Source organism: Streptomyces sp. NPDC101165, assembly GCF_044768135.1.
Classification (GTDB): Bacteria; Actinomycetota; Actinomycetes; order Streptomycetales; family Streptomycetaceae; genus Streptomyces.
In genome coordinates, this window is sequence record NZ_JBIWPG010000020.1 from 81,884 (window position 1) to 103,604 (window position 21,721).

Annotated in this window: 17 protein-coding genes; 10 read left to right on the forward strand and 7 right to left on the reverse strand. The window is 71.1% G+C overall.

The genetic code is table 11. The features are described 5' to 3' along the window. Positions 1-38 precede the first annotated feature (38 nt). Complete coding sequence (locus tag ACIRVH_RS35040) at positions 39-476, reverse strand: copper-binding protein (RefSeq protein WP_403961995.1); 438 nt, start codon at positions 474-476, stop codon at positions 39-41. A gap of 304 nt (positions 477-780) precedes the next feature. Here ACIRVH_RS35040 and ACIRVH_RS35045 point away from each other — a divergent pair, with 304 nt between their 5' ends. Further along, positions 781-4,860, forward strand: coding sequence for a molybdopterin-dependent oxidoreductase (locus tag ACIRVH_RS35045; RefSeq protein ID WP_403962238.1), 4,080 nt, complete (start codon positions 781-783; stop codon positions 4,858-4,860). A gap of 61 nt (positions 4,861-4,921) precedes the next feature. Here ACIRVH_RS35045 and ACIRVH_RS35050 read toward each other — a convergent pair whose 3' ends face one another. Beyond that, positions 4,922-5,359 carry a hypothetical protein gene (locus tag ACIRVH_RS35050; protein ID WP_003974483.1) on the reverse strand — a complete coding sequence of 146 codons (438 nt, stop codon included), beginning with the start codon at positions 5,357-5,359 and terminating at the stop codon, positions 4,922-4,924. Positions 5,360-5,899: 540 nt separating this feature from the next. Here ACIRVH_RS35050 and hemL point away from each other — a divergent pair. From hemL to ACIRVH_RS35090, 8 genes are all read left to right on the forward strand, one after another. Beyond that, positions 5,900-7,219, forward strand: a complete 1,320-nt coding sequence (gene hemL, locus ACIRVH_RS35055; RefSeq protein WP_403962241.1) for a glutamate-1-semialdehyde 2,1-aminomutase — start codon at positions 5,900-5,902, stop codon at positions 7,217-7,219. Next, positions 7,216-7,908, forward strand: a complete 693-nt coding sequence (locus tag ACIRVH_RS35060; protein ID WP_403961997.1) for a histidine phosphatase family protein — start codon at positions 7,216-7,218, stop codon at positions 7,906-7,908. Before hemL ends, ACIRVH_RS35060 begins: the two co-directional genes overlap by 4 nt. A gap of 171 nt (positions 7,909-8,079) precedes the next feature. Then, on the forward strand, positions 8,080-9,381 hold the full coding sequence (locus ACIRVH_RS35065; RefSeq protein WP_403962000.1) for a hypothetical protein: 1,302 nt from the start codon (positions 8,080-8,082) through the stop codon (positions 9,379-9,381). A 114-nt stretch (positions 9,382-9,495) separates the two neighbouring features. Further along, positions 9,496-10,086 (forward strand): TlpA family protein disulfide reductase, encoded by a 591-nt coding sequence (locus tag ACIRVH_RS35070; protein ID WP_403962002.1) that lies wholly within the window; start codon positions 9,496-9,498, stop codon positions 10,084-10,086. 1 nt (position 10,087) lies between these two features. Further along, on the forward strand, positions 10,088-10,852 hold the full coding sequence (locus ACIRVH_RS35075) for a cytochrome c biogenesis CcdA family protein (protein ID WP_403962005.1): 765 nt from the start codon (positions 10,088-10,090) through the stop codon (positions 10,850-10,852). Between the two features lie 3 nt (positions 10,853-10,855). Further along, complete coding sequence (locus ACIRVH_RS35080) at positions 10,856-12,544, forward strand: cytochrome c biogenesis protein ResB (protein WP_403962008.1); 1,689 nt, start codon at positions 10,856-10,858, stop codon at positions 12,542-12,544. Further along, positions 12,541-13,623 carry a c-type cytochrome biogenesis protein CcsB gene (gene ccsB / locus ACIRVH_RS35085; RefSeq protein WP_403962011.1) on the forward strand — a complete coding sequence of 361 codons (1,083 nt, stop codon included), beginning with the start codon at positions 12,541-12,543 and terminating at the stop codon, positions 13,621-13,623. Before ACIRVH_RS35080 ends, ccsB begins: the two co-directional genes overlap by 4 nt. A gap of 25 nt (positions 13,624-13,648) precedes the next feature. Continuing rightward, positions 13,649-14,056, forward strand: coding sequence for a hypothetical protein (locus ACIRVH_RS35090; protein WP_403962013.1), 408 nt, complete (start codon positions 13,649-13,651; stop codon positions 14,054-14,056). Here ACIRVH_RS35090 and ACIRVH_RS35095 read toward each other — a convergent pair. The 5 genes from ACIRVH_RS35095 to ACIRVH_RS35115 form a co-directional block, all read right to left on the reverse strand. Then, positions 14,053-15,600 (reverse strand): hypothetical protein, encoded by a 1,548-nt coding sequence (locus tag ACIRVH_RS35095; RefSeq protein ID WP_403962015.1) that lies wholly within the window; start codon positions 15,598-15,600, stop codon positions 14,053-14,055. The two genes, ACIRVH_RS35090 and ACIRVH_RS35095, sit on opposite strands and share 4 nt — an antisense overlap. After that, a complete protein-coding gene (locus tag ACIRVH_RS35100; RefSeq protein WP_403962018.1) occupies positions 15,600-17,696 on the reverse strand; it encodes a hypothetical protein in 2,097 nt (698 codons plus the stop codon). Before ACIRVH_RS35100 ends, ACIRVH_RS35095 begins: the two co-directional genes overlap by 1 nt. Positions 17,697-17,767: 71 nt before the next feature. After that, the gene (locus ACIRVH_RS35105) at positions 17,768-19,171 is read right to left on the reverse strand and encodes a condensation domain-containing protein (RefSeq protein WP_403962021.1); all 1,404 of its coding nucleotides are present in this window, start codon (positions 19,169-19,171) and stop codon (positions 17,768-17,770) included. Between the two features lie 153 nt (positions 19,172-19,324). Next, positions 19,325-20,290 (reverse strand): isopenicillin N synthase family dioxygenase, encoded by a 966-nt coding sequence (locus ACIRVH_RS35110; protein WP_403962024.1) that lies wholly within the window; start codon positions 20,288-20,290, stop codon positions 19,325-19,327. After that, positions 20,283-20,732, reverse strand: coding sequence for a nucleoside deaminase (locus ACIRVH_RS35115; RefSeq protein WP_403962027.1), 450 nt, complete (start codon positions 20,730-20,732; stop codon positions 20,283-20,285). Before ACIRVH_RS35115 ends, ACIRVH_RS35110 begins: the two co-directional genes overlap by 8 nt. A gap of 112 nt (positions 20,733-20,844) precedes the next feature. On the opposite strand from ACIRVH_RS35115, the gene ACIRVH_RS35120 reads away from it, so the two are divergent. After that, positions 20,845-21,612, forward strand: a complete 768-nt coding sequence (locus ACIRVH_RS35120) for a CDP-alcohol phosphatidyltransferase family protein (protein ID WP_403962030.1) — start codon at positions 20,845-20,847, stop codon at positions 21,610-21,612. Positions 21,613-21,721: the final 109 nt, after the last annotated feature.

Here is a 21,721-nt window from a genome sequence, read left to right on the forward strand (position 1 = left end):
GGCAGGGACGGGTTGCTGCCCGACGGACGCGGGGTGGCTCAGCCGACCTGGATGTGCTGGTCCATGCCGGCCTGCTTGTGACCGTCGATCGGGCAGTACAGGTCGTACGTGCCCTTCTTGAGGGTCACCGTCACCGTTGCGTCGTGGCCCGGCGGGACGTCCTTGGTCCGGGCGTCCTCCACACCGGGTCCGTCGACGGACAGGGCGTGGGTGATCTTGCCGGCGTTGTCGGCGACGAAGCTGTAGGTGCCTGGTGTGAACGACGTCCGGGACGGCTTCAGCGTGTACTCGGTCTCGGTGACCGTCACCCGGGTCCCCGAGCCCGCCTGAGGCGTGCCGGTACTGGTCGAACCGCTCGTCTGACCGCCGCCTCCGCTCGAACAGGCGGCCAGGAGGAGAGCGGCGCAGAAGGCCCCCGCGGTCGTACGAAGTGCCGTACGGGGTGCCGTACGGGGTGTATGTGCCGAGATCGCCATGAGGCTCATCCCCTTTCCCCTATGACGGATACGTTCGAACGGGCCAGATGGTTCGTGCCGGCGGCCACCTGCGGCTCGGCGGCGGGACCCGGTGCTCACACCCTGCTTCCGGCCCCTGTGCGGTGCGCTTAACCCCGGGCGATCCGGCGCAGAGACACCCACGTAATGAGCGGTTCGTACCGTCACGAGGGGTGAGATCGGACCGAGCACAGCAAGGGAGGCGCCCGTGGCCGCGCCGGGCTCGCGGAGTGAGGGCACGACGACGGTGCGGACGGTCTGCTCCTACTGCGGAGTGGGCTGCGGCATGGTCCTCGACATCGGCAGGGGACCGGACGGGCGGCGTACGGTCCTGAAGGCGACCGGGGACAAGGAGCACCCGGCGAACTTCGGCCGGCTGTGCACCAAGGGCGCCACCACCGCGGACATGCTCGCCGCACCGGGCCGGCTGACCACCGCCCTCGTCCGGGCGGATCGCGGCGAGGAGCCGCAGCCCACGACCGTGGCGGCCGCCGTGGTCGAGACCGGCCGCCGGCTGCGCGCGATCGTCGACGAGCACGGCCCCGACGCGGTCGCCCTCTACGTCTCCGGGCAGATGAGCCTGGAGGCGCAGTACCTGGCGAACAAGCTGGCCAAGGGCTTCGTCCGGACCAACCAGATCGAGTCGAACTCCCGGCTGTGCATGGCCAGCGCCGGTACCGGCTACAAGCTGTCGCTGGGCGCGGACGGGCCGCCCGGCTCGTACCAGGACCTCGACCGGGCCGACGTCTTCTTCGTCATCGGCTCCAACATGGCCGACTGCCATCCGATCCTCTTCCTGCGGATGATGGACCGGGTGAAGTCGGCGGGCGCCAGGCTGATCGTCGTCGACCCGCGGCGCACCGCCACCGCCGACAAGGCCGACCTGTTCCTGCAGATCAAGCCGGGCACGGACCTCGCGCTGCTCAACGGGCTGCTGCACCTGCTGCACGCGAACGGCCACACCGACGCCGACTTCGTCGCCGCGCACACCGAGGGCTGGGAGGCGATGCCCGCCTTCCTCGCCGACTACCCGCCCGCCACCGTCGCGGAGATCACCGGCATCCCGGAGGACGACATCCGCGAGGCCGCCCGGCTGATCGGTGAGGCGGGGGAGTGGACGAGCTGCTGGACGATGGGCCTGAACCAGTCCACGCACGGCACCTGGAACACCAACGCCCTGGTCAACCTGCACCTCGCCACCGGCGCGATCTGCCGCCCGGGCTCCGGCCCCTTCTCCCTCACCGGCCAGCCCAACGCCATGGGCGGCCGGGAGATGGGCTACATGGGGCCGGGGCTGCCCGGGCAGCGCTCCGTGCTCGCCGACGCCGACCGGGCGTTCGTCGAGGAGCTGTGGGAGCTGGAGCCGGGCGCCCTGCGCGCCGACGGCGTCGGCCAGGGCACGGTCGAGATGTTCCGGAAGATGGCCGACGGGGACATCAAGGCCTGCTGGATCATCTGCACCAACCCGGTCGCCTCCGTCGCGAACCGCAAGACGGTCATCGAGGGCCTGGAGGCCGCCGAGTTCGTCGTCGCGCAGGACGTGTTCGCCGAGACGGAGACGAACGCGTACGCCGACATCGTCCTGCCCGGCGCGCTGTGGACCGAGACCGAGGGCGTCCTGATCAACAGCGAGCGCAACCTGACCCTCGCCCGGCCGGCCGCCGATCCGCCCGGCGAGGCGACGGCCGACTGGCGGATCATCGTCGCCGTGGCCCGCGCGATGGGCTACGAGAAGGGCTTCGCGTACGACAGCGCGGAGGAGATCTTCGAGGAGATCAAGCGCGCCTGGAACCCGGCGACCGGCTGGGACCTGCGCGGTGTGAGCTACGAGCGGCTGCGCGAGACGCCCGTGCAGTGGCCGGCGGCGAGCGCCGACGGTCCCGACCGCAACCCGATCCGGTACGTCGGTGAGGACGGCTCGCCGACCTTCCCGACCGCGAGCGGCCGAGCGGTGTTTTACGCCCGCCCACACATCCCGGCGGCGGAGATGCCCGACGACGACTACCCGTACGTGCTCAACACGGGCCGCCTCCAGCACCAGTGGCACACGCTGACGAAGACGGCCAAGGTCGCCAAGCTGAACAAGCTCAACCCCGGGCCCTTCGTGGAGGTGCATCCGCAGGACGCGACCGAGCTGGGCCTCGCCGAGGGGGATTCGGTGGAGGTCGCCTCGCGGCGCGGGCGGGCCGTGCTGCCCGCGGTCGTCACCGACCGGGTGCGGCCGGGCTGCTGTTTCGCGCCGTTCCACTGGAACGACCTGTTCGGGGAGTACCTGAGCGTCAACGCGGTCACCAGCGACGCGGTCGACCCGCTGTCGTTCCAGCCCGAGTTCAAGGTGTGCGCGGTGTCGCTGACGAAGGCGGCGACCCCGGTGACGGTGCGGACCCCGGCCCTGGTGGGTGGTGCGGCCACGGCCCAGGCGCCCACCGAACCCTCGGTCCCGCCGCTCGCCGCTCTTCCCGCCGCGTCCGTTCCCGCCCCCTTCGGGCTGGAGCCGGCGCCGCCGCCGGTGCTGGCCGAACACGAACGCCGGTATCTGACCGGCTTCCTGGCCGGCATCCCGTCGGGTGCCCCGGGTGTACCGGTGCTGCCGCCGGACGCCCCGTTCAGCCCGGAGCACGCCCTGTGGGTGAACGGCGTACTGGCCGGGATGTACTCCAGGACCTCAGGCGGAGCGGAGACAACTGCCACCACGTACGGCGTAGGCGGCTCCCCGGGGGCGTCCGCCCTGTCCGTGGGCGCCCCGCGCCGCCAGGTCGTGATCCTCTGGGCGTCGCAGACCGGGAACGCCGAGGAGTTCGCGACCGCCGCGGCCGAACGGCTCACCGTGGACGGCCACCCCGCATCCCTCCTGCCCATGGAGGCGGCGGACCTCGCCGCGCTGCCGTCCGACGCCGATCTGCTGCTGATCACGAGCACCTTCGGCGACGGCGACGCCCCGGACAACGGCGCCGGCTTCTGGGACGCCCTCGCCGCACCCGAAGCCCCGCGCCTGAAGGGCCGGCGCTACGCCGTCCTGGCCTTCGGCGACTCCTCGTACGACGACTTCTGCGGCCACGGCCGGCGCCTCGACCGGCGCATGGAGGAGCTGGACGCGGTACGGCTGGCCCCGCGCACCGACTGCGAACCGGACTACGAGACCGAGGCCGAGGCCTGGCTCGACCAGGTGCGCACCGCGCTGAAGGGCTCCGAGCGACCGGAACCGGCCCTGGTTCCCGCGTCGTCGGCGGCTCCCCGGCCGAGCCGTCCCGCCCCCGCCACCGCCCGGCTCACCGGCAACCGCCTGCTGAGTCTGCCCGGTGCGGGCAAGGAGGTCCGGCGCTTCACCTTCGACTCCCGGGACAGCGACACCCCGCTGGTCTACGAGGCGGGGGACGCCCTCGCGGTGCACCCGGTCAACCAGCCGGACCTCGTGACGGAGTGGCTGGCCGTCACCGGCCTGGACGCGGACGCGGCCGTGCAGGTCAAGAGCGTCGGAGAGGTGCCCTTCGCCGAGGCCCTGCGGCGCCACCTGGACATCAGCCGCGTCACCGGCGACCTGCTGCGCTTCGCCGCCGACCGGACCCGCGACCCCCGCGAGCTGCGCAAGCTGCTGCGCCCGGACAACAAGGGCGAGTTGGCGCGCTGGTCCTGGGGCCGCCAGGCCGTCGACGTGGTCGCCGAGTTCGGCGTCCGGGCCGGGGCGCAGGAGTGGGCCGACGTGCTGGGCCGCCTGCAGCCCCGCCTGTACTCCATCTCGTCCAGCCCGCTGACCGACCCGCACCTGGTGTCCCTGACGGTCTCCGTCGTCCGCTACGAGAACCTGCACGGCCGCCCCCGCCAGGGCGTCTGCTCCCCCTTCCTCGCCGACGCCGAGCCCGGCACCCCGGTGCCGGTCCGCGTCCAGCGGGCACCGCACTTCCGCCCGCCCGCCGACCCCGCCACACCGGCGGTGATGATCGGCCCCGGCACGGGCATCGCCCCCTTCATCGGCTTCCTGGAGGAACGCCGGGCCCGCAGCCACCGCGCCCCGAACTGGCTGTTCTTCGGCGAACAGCACCGGGCGACCGACTTCTACTACGAGGACGAGCTGGCCGCCCACCTCGCCGAGGGCACGCTCACCCGCCTGGACACCGCCTTCTCCCGCGACCAGCGCGCCAAGGTCTACGTCCAGGACCGGATGCGCGAACACGGTCCGCTGCTGTGGTCCTGGCTCCGCGACGGCGCCCACTTCTACGTCTGCGGCGACGCCTCCCGCATGGCCAAGGACGTCGACCAGGCCCTACGGGAGATCGCCACCGTCCACGGCGGCCTGGACGAGGCGGAGGCGGCGGCATACGTCAAACAGCTCACCACCGACAAGCGCTACGTGCGGGACGTGTACTGACGGCGACGTGCAGTGACCGTGGCGGGGCGGTGCGACCGGAGGATGCGGGAGAAGCCCCTACTCAGGGCCACACCAGGCAATAAGGCTGATGCCCCGCCTCGTGCAGGCGATGGCTGAAGTCCTGCCACTCGTGGAGCAGCTGGTACACGTTGAACGCGTCCCGGGGGCCGCCTCGGTCAGGGACCGTCGACCAGATGAACGCCGCCGCGCCCACCGCTTCCTCACCGATGCCGCGCAGGGGGTCGACGACCGTCATGGGGAGCTTGACGACGGCGTAGTCGGGGTGCAGGACGACCAGCTCCAGGGGCGGCACCTTGTGCAGGGGCACGCCCTCGATGCCGGTCAGCACCATCGCGGCCATCGTCTCCGGCTTGATCTTGGTGAACATGCCGTTCATGCCCAGCTCGTCGCCGCCGAGTTCCTCGGGGCGCATCGAGATGGGGACGCGGGCCGCGGTCGCGCCGTCCGGCGCGCCGAAGTATTTGTACGTCACCCCCACCCGACCACCATTCCTGCTCCCCGCCCGGAGGCGGTCCACCCGGTGCTCGAGCCGGCTGTCGAACTGCCGGTCGTGCCGCTCGGGCTCACTCGGTACACCCTGTGCCTGACGTGCGTCAGTCTGTCGTGCTTCGGTAGCTTCCTCCGCGTCGCGCCGGTGCCTTCCCCGCCGGGCACGTCGAGGACCCAGGTCATCAGTCCCCTCGCCCAGTCCGCCACCGCGATGCATATCTCCACCCGACTGCTTTTCTAGGACGCGTGGCCCCCGCCGCGCAACCCGATCATCGTGTCAGTGACCTCCCCCACGGCCGCCCGCCGAAACGTGCGGTGAAACACCAGTCCGCAGGATCTTCAACAGCCCCTTACTACTACGTGCCGTATGAGCTGTGTGTATCAGGTCTCAGTCTCGCAGACGGCACAACCGCGATCACGGTTCCGATCTTGAGGTCGGCCGCTGCCGGGGCGAGCCGCGGCCTACCCTGAGGAGGTCACCACGCAACCGGAGTCCGAGAAGTCGGAGAATTCGCACGTCATGAGCGCCATGAGCGAACTGCCCTATCCCTATGATGCGCCCGTCTCACAGGCGCTCTTCGACCGTGCGTCCGTCGTCACACCGGGCGGTGTGAACTCGCCGGTGCGCGCCTTTCGTGCCGTGGGCGGCACGCCGCGGTTCATGGTTTCCGGCACGGGGCCGTACCTGACCGACGCCGACGGGCGGGAGTACGTCGACCTGGTGTGCTCCTGGGGGCCGATGATTCTGGGGCACTCCCACCCCGAGGTCATCGCCGCCGTCCAGGAGGCCGTCGCGCGCGGTACGTCCTTCGGTACGCCCGGTGAGGGCGAGGTCGCGCTCGCCGAGGAGATCGTCGCCCGGGTCGAGCCCGTCGAGCAGGTGCGGCTCGTCAGCAGCGGCACCGAGGCGACCATGTCGGCGATCCGGCTCGCCCGCGGGTTCACCCGGCGCTCCAAGGTGATCAAGTTCGCCGGGTGCTACCACGGGCATGTGGACTCCCTGCTCGCCGCGGCGGGGAGCGGGGTCGCGACGTTCGCGCTGCCCGACACGCCCGGTGTCACCGGCGCCCAGGCCGGCGACACGATCGTGCTGCCGTACAACGACCTCGAAGCCGTGCACGAGGCCTTCCACCGGCACCCGGGCGAGATCGCCTGTGTCATCACCGAGGCCTCGCCGGGCAACATGGGCGTCGTCCCGCCGGACCCCGGGTTCAACCAGGGGCTCAAGGACGCCTGCCGGAAGAACGGCGCCCTCTTCATCTCCGACGAGGTCATGACCGGGTTCCGTACCAGCCGCGCCGGCTGGTACGGGATCGACGGGGTCAAGCCCGACCTCATGACCTTCGGGAAGGTCATGGGCGGTGGGTTCCCCGCCGCGGCCTTCGGCGGTCGCGCCGACGTCATGGCCCACCTCGCTCCCGCCGGGCCCGTCTACCAGGCCGGCACCCTCTCCGGGAACCCCGTCGCCACCGCCGCCGGGCTCGCCCAGCTGCGACTGCTCGACGACGCCGCGTACGACAAGGTCGACGCCGTCTCCGAGCAGATCCGGTCGCTCGTGACCGAGGCGCTCGGCAAGGAGGGCGTGGCGCACCGGCTGCAGACCGCCTCCAACATGTTCTCCGTGTTCTTCACCGACCGGCAGGTGCGGAACTACGAGGACGCCAAGCGGCAGGAGTCGTACCGCTTCACCGCCTTCTTCCACTCGCTGCTGTCGAACGGCGTGTACCTGCCGCCGTCGTCCTTCGAGTCCTGGTTCGTGTCCACGGCCCACGACGAGCGGGCCATCCAGAAGATCGCCGACGCCCTTCCGGCGGCGGCCCGAGCGGCCGCGGAGGCCACGGCAGCATGAGCATCGAAGCCAGCGACAAGGACATCACCGTCGTCCACCTCATGCGGCACGGCGAGGTCGCCAACCCGGACGGGATCCTGTACGGGCGGCTGCCCGGCTACCACCTGTCCGAGCTGGGCCGGCAGATGGCCGACCGGGTCGCCGAGCACCTCTCCTCGCGCGACGTCACCCACGTCGTCGCCTCGCCGCTGGAGCGCGCGCAGGAGACCGCCACCCCGATCGCCAAGGCGCACGGGCTCGACCTCGCCACCGACGAGCGGCTGATCGAGGCCGGCAACGTCTTCCAGGGCAAGACCTTCGGGGTCGGGGACGGCGCGCTGCGCAAGCCCGACAACTGGAAGCACCTCGTCAACCCGTTCAAGCCGTCCTGGGGCGAGCCCTACATCGACCAGGTCGTGCGGATGATGGGCGCGCTGAACGCGGCCAAGGACCAGGCCCGCGGGCACGAGGCGGTGCTGGTCAGCCACCAGCTGCCGATCTGGATCGTGCGGTCGTACGTCGAGAAGCGGCGGCTGTGGCACGACCCGCGCAAGCGGCAGTGCACCCTCGCTTCCCTGACGACTTTCACATATCTGGGCGACAGGATCGTCTCGGTCGGTTACGCCGAGCCCGCCATCGACCTCGTGCCGGTTCATCTCCGGGCCGGCGCCAAGCCGGTGAAGGGGAAGAGCAAGGCCTTCGGGGCGTGACGCTCCAGCTGAAGGCCCTGGCCGACGGCCGCTTCTGACGGTCCGTTTGGAATGGCTTAAGGTCTCTTTGCCGGATCCGTTGCGAAAAACATAAATATCATCGGAACCTCCCCGATCGTCACGCCCTCTGACTGGGTGACCACCAGCAGGCGCGACGAATCGGGGATTTCCATGCGCACCAACTCCCGGACCCTTTCCCGGAGGGGAATACTCGGCCTCGGCGCGGGCGCGGCGGCTGCCGCCACACTCGCTGGCTGTGGGTCTCTCACGTCCTCGGACGGCGGTGGGCACGGATCCGGTTCCGGGGGCTCGGCCGGGGGAGACGCAGGCAAGAACGGCGGGACCAAGGCGCGGCCCATCGGTGACGGCTCCACCTCCTTCACCGGCAAGCAGCCGCACCAGCCGGCCAAGCCCGAGCCGCTGCAGCCGGGCCAGACCCCGCCGCAGTTCGTGATCTTCTCCTGGGACGGTGCCGGCGAGGTCGGCAACGGACTCTTCCCGCGCTTCCTGGACCTGGCCAAGGAGCACGGCGCGAGCATGACCTTCTTCCTCTCGGGGCTGTATCTGCTGCCCGAGTCGAAGAAGCGGCTGTACGAGCCGCCGAACAACCCGCGCGGCGCCTCCGACATCGGCTACCTCACCGACGAGCACGTCAAGTCGACGCTCACCAACGTCCGCCGGGCCTGGCTGGAGGGGCACGAGATCGGCACCCACTTCAACGGGCACTTCTGCTCCGGGACCGGCACGGTCGGCAACTGGACCCCGCAGCAGTGGTCGAGCGAGATCAGGCAGGCCAAGGCGTTCGTCAAGGAGTGGCGGACCAACACCGGCTGGACCGATCTGCCCTCGCTGCCGTTCGACTACGACAAGGAGCTGGCCGGCGGCCGTACGCCTTGTCTGCTCGGCCAGAACAACCTGCTTCCCACCGCGCAGAAGCTGGGCTGGCGCTACGACGCCTCCTCGCCGGGCGGCCGTCAGGTGTGGCCGGAGAAGAAGCTGGGGATCTGGGACCTGCCGTTGCAGCAGATACCTTTCCCGGGACGTTCCTTCGAGGTCCTGTCCATGGACTACAACATGCTCGCCAACCAGTCGGTCAACACGACCAAGGCGCCCGCCTACAACTACCCGGGCTGGCGCAAGCAGTCCGCGCAGGCGTACATCGCGGGATTCGAGCGGGCATACAAGACAAACCGGGCACCGTTCTTCATCGGCAACCACTTCGAGCAGTGGAACGGCGGCATCTACATGGACTCCGTCGAGGAGGCCTTCAAGCACATCGCGCGCGAGAAGGAGAAGGGTGCGGACGTGCGCCTGGTCTCCTTCCGGCAGTTCGTGGACTGGATGGACGTCCAGAAGCCCGAGGTGCTCGCCAAACTGCGCACGCTGGAGGTCGGGCAGCAGCCGGCCGGGGGCTGGAAGGGCTTCCTGCGGGACGCCGGGGGCGCCAAGTCGGCCTCCTCGGACGCCGCCTGAGGGGCCGCCCGGCATGCGTCTGAAATGTCCGGAGTAAATACCTCCTGAAATGCGGTTTTCCGCCCGCCAGGGGGGTGCGCGAAATCCCCGGAACAGGCATGCGAAACTTTTCACATGAGTACCCGTAGCCGCGCCGTCCTGCTTGGCGCCATGGCCGCCGCGGCGGCCCTGACCCTGTCCGCGTGCGGCAACGGCGGCACCTCCGGCGGGGGCGGCAACACCGGCTTCGTCACCGGCAACAACGGCATCGACACCGTCTCGCAGGGCAAGCGGGCCACGGCGCCCGACCTGTCCGGCAAGACCATCGACGGCAAGACCCTGGACGTCGCCGACTACAAGGGCAAGGTCGTCGTGATCAACGTCTGGGGCTCCTGGTGCGGACCGTGCCGGGAGGAGGCCAAGTACTTCTCCAAGGTCTCCCAGGCGTACGAGGGCAAGGGCCTCCAGTTCGTCGGCATCAACACCCGGGACACCAGCACCACCCCCGCGGTCGCCTTCGAGAAGGAGCACGGGATCAGCTACCCGAGCCTGTACGACCCCACGGGCAAGCTGATGCTCCGCTTCAAGAAGGGCACGCTCAACCCGCAGCTGATCCCGTCCACGCTCGTCATCGACAAGGACGGGAAGGTCGCCGCGCGGGCGCTGGAGGCGCTCGACGACACCACCCTGCTGAAGATGGTCGAGCCGGTCCTCGCGGAGAAGTGACGTGAGCGCACTCGTCACACTGGCCGCGCAGAACCAGACCGTCCTCCACGGGGCGCTGCTGGTCTCCCTGCCGATCGCGCTGCTCGGCGGCCTCGTCTCCTTCTTCTCGCCGTGCGTCCTGCCGCTGGTGCCCGGCTACCTCTCCTACGTCACCGGGGTCGCCGGCACCGACCTGGCCGAGGCCAGACGCGGGCGCATGGTCGCCGGAGCCTCCCTGTTCGTGCTCGGGTTCAGCGCCGTGTTCGTCTCCGGCGGTGCGCTGTTCGGCTCGTTCGGCTGGACCCTGCAGGAGCACAAGGCCGTCCTGGCCAAGGTGCTCGGCGTGCTCATGATCCTCATGGGCGTGTTCTTCATGGGGCTGATGCCCTGGCTCACCCAGCGCGAGTTCCGCTTCCACCGCCGGCCCACGACCGGACTGGTGGGCGCACCGCTGCTCGGCGCCCTCTTCGGCATCGGCTGGACCCCCTGCCTGGGGCCGACCCTGTCGTCCGTGAACCTCCTCGCCATGGAACAGTCGAGCGCCGGGCGCGGAGCGCTGCTGATGGTCGCCTACTGCCTGGGCCTCGGCGTGCCCTTCGTGCTCGCGGCGGTCGGCTTCCGCAAGGCGCTCGGTGCCTTCGGCTGGGTCAAGCGCCACTATGTCTGGGTGATGCGCATCGGCGGCACGATGATGATCGTGACCGGTGTGCTGCTGCTGACCGGGGCCTGGGACCGCCTGGTGCAGGAGATGCAGACCTGGTCCGACGGCTTCACTGTGGGGATCTGATCGATGAGCAAGACCGAAACCGACAACGGCCAGGAGCAGGAGGACCTGGGGGCGGCCGGCTCCCAGCTGTCCACCGCCCCGCAGGAGGAGACCACCGTCGTACCGGGCCTCGGCGTCATCGGCTGGGCCCGCTGGTTCTGGCGGCAGCTGACCTCGATGCGGGTCGCGCTGCTGTTGCTCCTGCTGCTGTCGCTCGGCGCGATCCCCGGCTCGCTGATCCCGCAGACCGCCGCCGACGCCTCCAAGGTCGACGACTTCCGCCAGGCGCACCGGACGCTCGCGCCGATCTACGACAAGCTCGGCCTGTTCCACGTCTACAGCTCGGTGTGGTTCTCCGCGATCTACATCCTGCTGTTCGTCTCCCTCATCGGCTGCATCGTCCCGCGCACCTGGCAGTTCGTCGGCCAGCTGCGCGGCCGCCCGCCGGGCGCCCCCAAGCGGCTGGACCGGCTGCCCGCCTACACCACCTGGCGCACCACCGCCGAGCCGGAGCAGGTCCGCGAGGCCGCGCTCGCGCTGCTGAAGAAGCGCCGCTTCCGCGCCCACGTCGCCGGTGACGCCGTCGCCGCGGAGAAGGGGTACGTCCGGGAGCTGGGCAACCTGGTCTTCCACGTCGCGCTGATCGTGCTGCTGACGGCCTTCGCCTCGGGCCAGATGTTCAAGTCGGACGGCACCAAGCTGATGGTGGAGGGCGGCGGCTTCTCCAACGCGCTGCCGCAGTACGACGACTTCAAGTCCGGCAGCATGTTCAGCACCGACGACCTGGTGCCGTTCAGCTTCGGCCTGAAGGACTTCGAGGGCACCTACGAGCTGACCGGCCCCAACCGCGGCACCCCGCGCACCTTCCAGGCGAAGATCACCTACAGCGAGGGCGCGTACGGCAAGGAGAAGCCGGCCACCGTCAAGGTCAACCAGCCGCTGGAGATCGGCGACTCCAAGGTCTACCTGGTCAGCCACGGCTACGCGCCCGTGATCACCGTCCGCGACGGTAAGGGCAAGGTCGTCTACCAGGACGCCGTACCGCTGCTGCCGCTCGACGGGAACGTCACCTCGCAGGGCGTCATCAAGGTCCTGGACGGCTACCGCAACGCCCAGGGGCAGAAGGAGCAGCTCGGCGTCCGGGCCTTCTTCCTGCCGACCTACGGCGGCGGCACCTCGGTGCTCTCGCAGTTCCCGGCGCTGCTGAACCCGGTGTTGAACCTGGAGCCGTACCACGGTGACCTCGGTGTCGACGGTTTTCCGCAGAGCGTGTACCAGCTCGACAAGACCCACATGAAGGCGTTCAAGGACGCCAAGGGCCTGCAGCTGCGCGGGAACCTCAAGCCCGGGCAGACCCTGCAGCTGCCGAACGGCGCCGGCTCGATCACCCTCGAGAAGGACATCAAGGAGTGGGCCGGCTTCGAGATCGTCCAGGAGCCCGGCAGCGGCTGGGCGCTCGGCGGTGCCCTCGCCGCGATCTTCGGTCTGGCCGCGTCCCTGTTCATCCAGCGCCGCCGCGTGTGGGTGCGGGCGGTGCGTGGCGCCGACGGCGTGACGGTCGTCGAGATGGCCGGGCTCGGCCGCAGCGAGTCGGCCAAGGTGCCCGAGGAGCTGGGCGACCTCGCCGGAACCCTCTACGACCAGGCGCCGGGGGCACCCGACCGCGACTCCACCGAATCCGACGTCGTACCTGCCGAAGGGGCTGAGAAGTGACTCTCGCCGCCGCGACCAACGAACATCTGGCCAGCATCAGCAACACGCTGATCTACTCGTCCATGGCCGTCTACACCCTGGCCTTCTTCGCGTACATCGCGGAGTGGCTCCTGGGCAGCCGCAGCAAGGTGGCCCGTACGGCCGCGGCGCTGACCGCCCCCGGCGAGCAGAAGGCGAGCGGGCCCGCCGTCACCGTCAAGCAGGCCGGGGGCACCGCCGTACTGGAGCGGCCCAAGGTCGTCGTGCGCTCCGCGTCCGGCGCCCGGGACGTGCCGGACGGCCCCGGTGCGCACGGCGGGGACGAGCAGGGCGACCTCTACGGGCGGATCGCCATCTCCCTCACCGTGCTCGCGTTCCTGGTGGAGCTGGCCGGGGTCGTCGCCCGCGCGGCCTCCGTGGGGCGGGCGCCGTGGGGCAACATGTACGAGTTCAACATCACCTTCTCCACGGTCGCGGTCGCGGTGTACCTCGGGCTGCTCGCGCTGAAGAAGAACGTGCGCTGGCTCGGCCTGTTCCTGATCACCACGGTCCTGCTCGACCTCGGTCTGGCCGTCACGGTCCTGTACACCGCGAGCGACCAGCTCGTCCCCGCCCTGCACTCGTACTGGCTGTACATCCACGTCTCCACCGCGATCTTCTGCGGCGCGGTCTTCTACGTCGGCGCGGTCGCCACGATCCTGTACCTGTTCAAGGACTCGTACGAGAACAAGCTGCAGACCGGCGGCAAGCCCGGCACGTTCGCGACCTCGGTGCTGGAGCGGCTGCCCGCCTCCGCCTCGCTCGACAAGTTCGCCTACCGGGTCAACGCGGCGGTCTTCCCGCTCTGGACCTTCACGATCATCGCGGGCGCGATCTGGGCGGGCGACGCCTGGGGCCGCTACTGGAACTGGGACCCCAAGGAGACCTGGTCCTTCATCACCTGGATCGCCTACGCCTGCTACCTGCACGCCCGGGCCACGGCCGGCTGGAAGGGCCGCAAGGCCGCCTACCTGGCGATGATCGCCTTCGGCTGCTGGCTGTTCAACTACTACGGCGTCAACATCTTCGTGAGCGGCAAGCACTCCTACGCGGGCGTCTGAGCCACCGGTCGCCCACACTGGTGTCATGAGCGGTTCCATCGCACAGGGCACCAGTCGGAGGCACGGGAACACGCACATAATCCATCTCCTGGTGCGGCTCCCGAGGCCCATGGGGGAGGTCTGGCCGGCGGTGGCCACGCGGGCGGGGATCGAGGAGTGGTTCACCGCCGTCGACGTCCTCGAACCCCGGCTCGACGGCCTGGTCACCCTGCGTGGGCTGGGCACCGGCCGGGTCACCGCCTGGGACGTGGACCGGGTCGCGGAGTACACCGTGGAGGGCGGTGGCCGCGTCCGGTTCCATCTGGAGCGGGACGGGGAGACGGCGAGCGTGTTGCGCTTCACCCACGAGTTCCGGGGCGAGGGGGAGTCGGAGGCGAGCTGGCGCGCCAGATTCGAACGGCTGATCGAGATCCTGGGGTCCTCGCAGGCCTAGGACGGCGGCAGGCACTCCTTCGTCGGTGGCCTGCCCTCCGGCCAGGCGATCCTGACGAAGCGGGAGCCGCCCTCGGGGGTCAGTTCCACGATCGGGACGGCCTTGTCGTACGGGTTGCCGTGTACGTCCAGGCAGATCCAGCCGCTCGCACCGCTCACCCGGAGTGAGCCCTTGACCTGCGGCCACTGGAGGCCGACGTCCGTGAGGGCCGGGACGTTCCTGCCGTCCGGCACCGCCTCGCGGATGCCGTGGACCGCCAGCTGCAGGGCGTCGTAGCCGATGATCAGCTGGCCGTCGTCCAGGGCGACCGAACCGATGGGTCCGGACGGCCCCCGCTCGGCGGCGGTCAGCAGCCGCTGCAGCACCCCGAAGTCCGCCGCCGAGCCGCCGGTCTTCGCCGGGTCCCTCGTCCAGGCGTCCGGGTGGGCGAGGGAGGTGTAGCGGACGGAGAGGTTGTGGCGCAGGGCGTCGCGGTCCAGGTTGCTCTCGTGGGTCAGGTACGACGCCTCGTCGCCGGTCAGGACCGTGAACTTGCGGTCCTGGCAGCCGCGTCCGCCGAGCGCGTTGATGAACTGCCGCAGCTGGGTGTGGCGCCCCGCGAACAGGATGGTGTCGGTCTCCCGGGAGGTGTCGCACACCAGGTGCGTGATCTGCCGGAAGGTGTTCGCCGTCGTCCCCTCCTTGCTGCGGTCGGCGGGCGGCGTGAACGGCTGCGGCTCGTACGGCGAGCCCTTGAGCAGCGCCGCGAACGACTCCTGCAGCGTCCGGGTGTACGGGTCGCCCGGCTTGTCGTACACCAGCAGCGCCTTGCCCGCGCTCACCTTGGCGAACGACGCCAGCGCACGGGCCTCGTCGGTGTTGGTCGGCGACACCCGGGCAAGGCCGGGGTAGGGGTCCGTGCCGCCCTGCCCGTTGGCCAGGTCGTCGGCGGTGATCGAGGAGCCGACCACCGGGATCCCGAGCCGGGTCAGCGCCTGGACGGCCTTCTTGTTGTTGTCGGTGCTCTGCCCGATCCCCGCCACGGCCCGCAGCCGGTCCGCGCTCGTCGTCATCCGCTTCAGCCGGTCCACCGTCGGCTGCCAGTGGTCCCCGGTCGCACCCGGGTTGGCCAGCACCAGCCGGATCGCGGGCGCCTCCCCGTTGGACTCGTGGTTGGCCTGGTACTGCGCCAGATAGGCGCCCTGCAGCTGGTGCTGGATGTCGTTCAGGTTGGTCGCGGAGGTGGAGCTGTACGGGAGCATCAGCGCCACCGTCACGTAACTGCCGGGCTTGAGGCGGTCGTTCTCCCGTGCGACCGCCCGCACGACGTCCTTCAGCTGCGCGTGCCCGAAGTCGTACGAGCCCGTCGCCACGCCCACGCACTCGTCGCTGTCCTGCGGCCGGGACACCCCGGGCGCACAGGACCGGTCCTCGTGCATGAGCGCCCGGCCCGCGAACACCAGCCCCGTCACCAGGGCCGCCGTCACCAGCAGCGCCAGATAGCGGCGCAGCGGGATCTCCCACACGCTCTCGCGCACCCACGTGCCCACGCCTCTGCGCGCCATCACGCCTCCCCGCTGCGGTCGTCCGGGCCATCGTCCGTGTCGTCGGGGTCGTCGGGGTCGGCCATCGGGTGCCCGGCGAGCGCCGCCGCCGGCCAGTCCCGGGACGCCCGCCACAGCAGCGCGTTGGCCGCCGGGCGCAGGTTGGACAGCTGCTCCAGCTCGAAGCGGAGCCGGTCGCACACCTTCGGATCGGGCAGTACCAGCGGATCGCTCAGCTGCCACACCGCGTGCAGCAACCGCCGTATCCGCAGGTGCAGTACGGCGTCCGCGCCCTCGGGCGGCTCCTGCCCGGCGTCCGTGCGGCCGAGCGCGATCGCGGCCCGCCGGTCGCCGTGGCCGGTGAAGTCGCGGCCGTCGGCGTCATGCGCGTGGAAGTAGGGCGCCGACGCCACGAAGCGCAGGGTGCGCAGCCAGCTCCGGATGTCCGCGGTGTGGAAGGTGTCGCGCAGCTGGGCGACCGCCGACTCCGAGCTGCCCAGGGCGAGTTCGTGATGGAGCCGGTAGCGGGCCTGCTCCGGGTCCGGGTAGTGCGCGGTCAGCGTCTCGTGCGCCGTACGCCACGACGCGTGGTCGGCGTCCCGTAGATGCAGCCTCAGCAGCAGCAGGGTGCGCACGAAGGGGTCGCCGACGAACCGGCCCGGCTCGGCCGGCAGCCCCTCCTCGGCCAGCCGGGTCCGCAGGGCCCGTACGTCCGCCGGGCCGAAGGTGTCCGGCAGCAGGGCCGTGGCCAGTGCGCAGGCCGAGTCGTGGTCGTGGGCGGCGGCCAGTACGGTCAGCTCGTCCAGGTGCTCGGCGGGCACCAGCCGGTCCAGCAGCGCCTGGTAGGCGGGGGCGGCCTCCTGGTCCTCGTCCAGCCGTACGCCGGCGGTGAGCAGCTCGCCGAGCGAGGCGGCCCGGTGCTGCGCGGCGGACTCGGCGAGCAGGACGATGCCCAGCGGATTGCCGCCGGTCAACCGGTGTGTAGCGTGCGGCAGTTGGGGTGGGACCGGGACGTCGTCGCAGACGGCGCCCACGATGTGCAGGGTGTCGTCCGGGCTCAGCGGGGGAAGTGCGACGAGCAGCGCCCGCGAGGAGGGGGCCGCGTCCGGGGTCCAGCCGCTGCGCCGGGCCATCTCGGGCAGCTCCCGCCGGACCGCGCTGCGCAGCTCCTCGCGTCCCTCGCCGCGCCGGGCCGCGACGAACGCCACCTGGTCCGCGATGCCCTCGGCACGGTCGCGCAGCACGGCCTCCACGAGCCCGGGCCCCGGCGCGGTCTGCGCGTCGTCGATCAGCACCAGCGGCCGCCCGAGCCGCTGCATGCGCGGCAGCACCCCCGCGTACGCCTCCGTCAGGTCGGCCAGCAGCGCCCGCACCAGATACCGCTCGGCGTGCTCCCGGGAGGTGCCGCCCGCCCGGAAGTGCCCCGACAGCAGCATGAGCCCGCGCTGGGCGTGCCCGCCCGCGTTCGGGTACGTCCGGTACCAGACCGACGCCTTCTGGTGCCGCCGGCTGGTGAAGCCCTCGGCGACGGACTCCAGGGTCGCCTCGATCGCCCCGGACAGCAGCGGCCCGGTGCCGGTGGCAGCGGCGACCACCTTGGCCGCCACCTTCCCGGCCCAGCGGCCGGCCAGACCGCTGATCCACGAGCCGCTCTCGTTCAGCAGCAGGATCCGCTCGACCTCCCGGCGGATCCGCTCCGAGTCGGCGTCGCCCCAGCCGCTCGCGGCCACTGCCACCAGGCCCGACATCAGCCGCGGAAAGGTGATCCGCCCGGCGCCCGTCACCGGCGCCGCCAGCTGCTCGGCGATCACCAGCAGCGCCTGCGCCACCGGCGACCACGACTCGGCGGGCCGCTCCGCGGGCGGCCTCGCGAACTGCTCCTCCGCGCAGTCGATCAACGCGACCGGCGTGTGGCCCTTGTAGGCGTCCCGTAACTCGGCCAGCACCGCGCTCTTGCCCAGCCCGCGGGCGCCCGTGAGCACCACGAAGGGCAGCTCGCCCGGGTGCTCGAACGGATGACCACGGTGCTGGTGGGGGCGCAGGCCCACGAGCCGGGGCGCGAGACCGGCCGGATCGACGTCGAACAGCGCTCCGCGCCCGTGCAACCGTCTGTGCACCGCATTCCCCCCTCAACAGCAGTGTAGAAAGGGGTAGTTGTCACTGACCAGGGTCAGTGATGTCCGTTGGGTTACGAAATTTGCCCGGGTCGCGACGCCGTCGCCGTGACCAGATCCCGCAGCCGCTCGACGTACAGCCGCATGTTCTTGGCCGCCACGTCGGTGTCCGGGTAGCGGCTCGCCACCCACAGGCCGTCGTGCAGCCGGGAGACCCACACGCACACCTGGTCGCCGTACGACACCCGCAGCAGCCCGTACGCCTTCTGCTCGGCCCACCGTGCGGCGCCCGGGATGCCACGGGCGTCCAGGAACGAGACGATCGAGTACAGATCGGGGGAGGTCGGCCGGAAGTCCGCGCCGAGCAGCTTCAGCACCCGGGCGAGCGGCATGCGCGCGAGCGGCCGGTTGGCCTGCAGCTCGGCCCGCACGGCCCGCAGCGTGCCGGGCAGATCGGGAGTGCCGGCCACGGGCACCTCGATCGGGGCGCCGCCCACGAACCAGCCCACCGAGCCACTCCAGCGGGACTTCACCCGGGTGTGGAACGGCACCACCGTCCGGTACACGGACTGCCCGCCGAGTTCGTGGACGATCAGACCGGTGGCCGCCAGCAGACCGACCAGGCTGCCGCCGTGGGACCGGCAGTACGCCTCGAACGCGGCGGCCGCGGCCGCGTCCGCGAGCGGCTCGCAGATCATCTTCTGCGGCGGCAGCGGACCGCCGGGTTCCAGGCCGAGGTCGACGGGGAAGCTCGGCAGCGTTCCGTCGCACCGCCGGACGAACTCCCGCCAGCGCGCCACGATCTCGTGGTCGCCGTCGATTCGGTCGGCGTCCGCCCGCTCCAGCTCGCAGAAGTCGACGTAACTCGCGGCCGGCGTCCGCACCACGGGTCCGCGCCCCCGCAGGCCCGCCGCGTACAGCTCGTGGATCTCGGCGGGGATGCCGTGCAGGGAGTAGGCGTCCACGTTGCTGTGGTCGAAGGCCATGTACACGCTGGTCGAGTCGTCCCGGACGACCGCCGTGTAGAGGAGGTTCGGCCAGCGCAGGGCGTCCGCGGCGGTGTCGAAGCGGTCCTGGAGGTGCCGGGCCAGGGCGTCCGCGTCGCCGAAGTCGCCGACCGTCTCGCGCCGCAGGGACACATCGGCGGCGTCGAGGGTGAACCGGCGCAGCCGGTCGTCCGCCCAGCGGAAGCCGCTGCGCAGCGTCTCGTGCCGCAGGGTCCAGGCCCGCAGGGACTCCTGGAGCACGTCGAGGTCTGCCCGGCCCGGCAGGTCGAAGGCCGTACCGATCCAGGTCGGCACGAACAGCCCGCCGTCCCGCACGGACTTGGCGGTTCTGATGTGCGACTCCTGGATGTAGGCCGGCGGCCGGGAGTCCTCCGGCAGCCCCTCCGCCGTGGCGACGGTGGCCGGACTCAGCGTCCACTCGACGAGCCGTCCCGGCCGGACCTCGCAGCGCTGGATGTCAGTGATTCGCACGCGTCTCCGATCGCAGAAGGGGGCCCTGTGATGTGGGCCCCCTTCAAGGGAATGCCGTCGGACGCGGCCGGGACATGCCCGACCGGGGCATTTCAACGGAACGGATGGCGGGCCGAACGCGGAACTGATTAACCCACGGTGATCGGGCAGGGGTCATTCGACGGTGATCGAGTTCAGCTTCTCCCGCAGGTACACGTGCGAGTCGACGGGCGGGTACGCCACCCGGCCCACCGGCGCCGGCACGGACTCCACCAGCGTGCCGGGGGTGCACTCGCCGAAGTACACCAGCGACATCAGCTCCTCGCCGGGCGCGTCGGCGGGCGGCGGCAGCACCCGGTGCCGCCCCGACCGCCACCGGTCGCCGGTCCACCGGGCCATCAGGTCACCGATGTTGATGGTGAAGGCCGCCGGATCGTAGGGCGCGTCCTCCCAGCCGCCCTCGTCCGTGTAGACCTGCAGGCCACCTTTCCCCGCCTGCCGGTCCAGGACGGTGACGGTCCCGAAGTCGGTGTGCGGCCCGATCCGGAACTGGCCGGGCTCGGGCTCGCCGACGACCTCGGTCCCCGGGTACCAGTTGATGTTGAAGCCGTACGTCGGATGGTCCATGTGCCGGGAGAAGAAGTCGGGTTCGAGTCCGAGGGCGTACCCCAGAAGCGACAGCAGTTCCTTCTCCAGTCCGGCCATCTCGGCGAGGTACTCCTCGCACAGCGGGCGAAGCCCGGGGATCTCCGCCGGCCACACGTTCGGCGCGTACCACTCGGCGTTGACGACCGGGTCCTCGAAGGGCTCGTGCGTGGCGAAGGTCAGCGACTCCTTCAGGTCGGGCGGGGTCTCGGTGCCCTCGGCGTACGCGTTGGCCTCGGCGCCCGGACCCAGCCAGCCACGCCCGCCGACCCTGGCCTCGTACCGCCGCTTGGCCGCTTCCGGCAGCAGGAAGAAGTCCCGGGCGGCCGCACGGATCCGGGCGCGCAGCTCCGGCTCCACGCCGTGCCCGGTGACCAGCAGGAACCCGGCGGTCCTGAGGGCCTGGTCGACGGTACGGGCGAGGGCCGCCCGGGCCTCGGCGTCGCCGTCCAGCCAGGGGCGGAGGTCGATGGTCGGAATCCGCGGTTCAGTCACCGATGTCCTCGTTCCACAGAGCCGGGTTGTCCTTGACGAAGGCGCGCATCAGGGCGACGCACTCGGGGTCGTCCAGCAGCACGATCTCCACACCGTGTTCGGCGAGCCAGTCGTGGCCGCCCTGGAAGGTGGTCGCCTCGCCGATCACCACCCGCGAGATTCCGAACTGACGGACCAGGCCGCTGCAGTACCAGCAGGGGGAGAGGGTGGTCACCATGGTCGTGCCGCGGTACGTGCGCTGCCGTCCCGCCGCCCGGAACGCAGCCGTCTCCGCGTGCATCGAGGGATCGTCGTCCTGGACGCGGCGGTTGTGGCCGCGGCCCAGCAGCGTGCCGTCGGGTCCGTAGAGGGCGGCGCCGATCGGGATGCCGCCCTCGGCGAGTCCCGCGCGGGCCTCGGCGACGGCGGTGGCGAGCCAGGCGCGGGCCTGTTGCTGATCCATGTCCTCACTGTTCCCCGCTGCGGGTGCCCGGGCAACGCGCGGCGCCCGCGTTCGGGTGGCCCGAACCGCCTCTGTACCCTGGCCCGATCACTTCGCGCGGGAGGGAACGCCCATGGTCGCTGCCCCGGTTCTGGAGGAGCTGCGGGAGGTCTGCCAGCCGTACGCCAAGCTGGCGAGCCGCAACGGGGAGCACTGGGCGGGCCGCCTGTACATGCGCAGGATCTCGCTGCGGTTCACCCGGCAGCTGGTGCGCACCCCGGTCACCCCGGACCAGCTGACCTGGACCATGGTGGTCTGCGGCATCGCCTCCGGTGCGGCCCTCCTGATCCCCGGCCCGACCGGTGCGGTCCTGGCCGTCGTCCTCATGCAACTGTTCCTCCTCTTCGACTGCGTGGACGGCGAGGTCGCCCGCTGGAAGGGGCAGAACAGCGCGACCGGTATCTATGTGGACCGGCTCGGGGCCTACCTCGCGGACGCGGCGCTGATGGTGGGGATCGGGTTCCGGGCGGCGGAGAACGGCCTCGGTGGCTGGCTCTCGCTCGGCATCGCCACCGCGCTCGGGGTGGTCCTGCTGAAGGCCTCGACCGACCTGGTGGACGTGGCCCGGGCCCGGCGCGGGCTCGGGGTGGCCGACGACGAGTCGACCCGGCCGCGGTCGCAGGGCGTGGCCACGGTGCGGCGGCTGGCGGCGGCCTTCAAGATCCACCGAGTGACGAACGGCATCGAGGCGTCCCTGGTGCTGCTGGCGGCGGCACTCGGGGATCTGGCCACGGGCGGCGTCGAGGTGACTCGTTGGGCGCTGGTCGCGCTGGCCGCGATCACCTGGCTGATGGTCCCGGCCCACCTGCTGTCGATCCTGGCGTCGTCGCGGCTGCGCTAACGCGTTGCCCGGGATGATCGTGCCGGAGTAGCGTGACACCGACCGCAATGATCGATTCGGCACGTCAAGGCCGCCGTCACCCTCGGGTGGACGCTGCGCACCCGCCGCT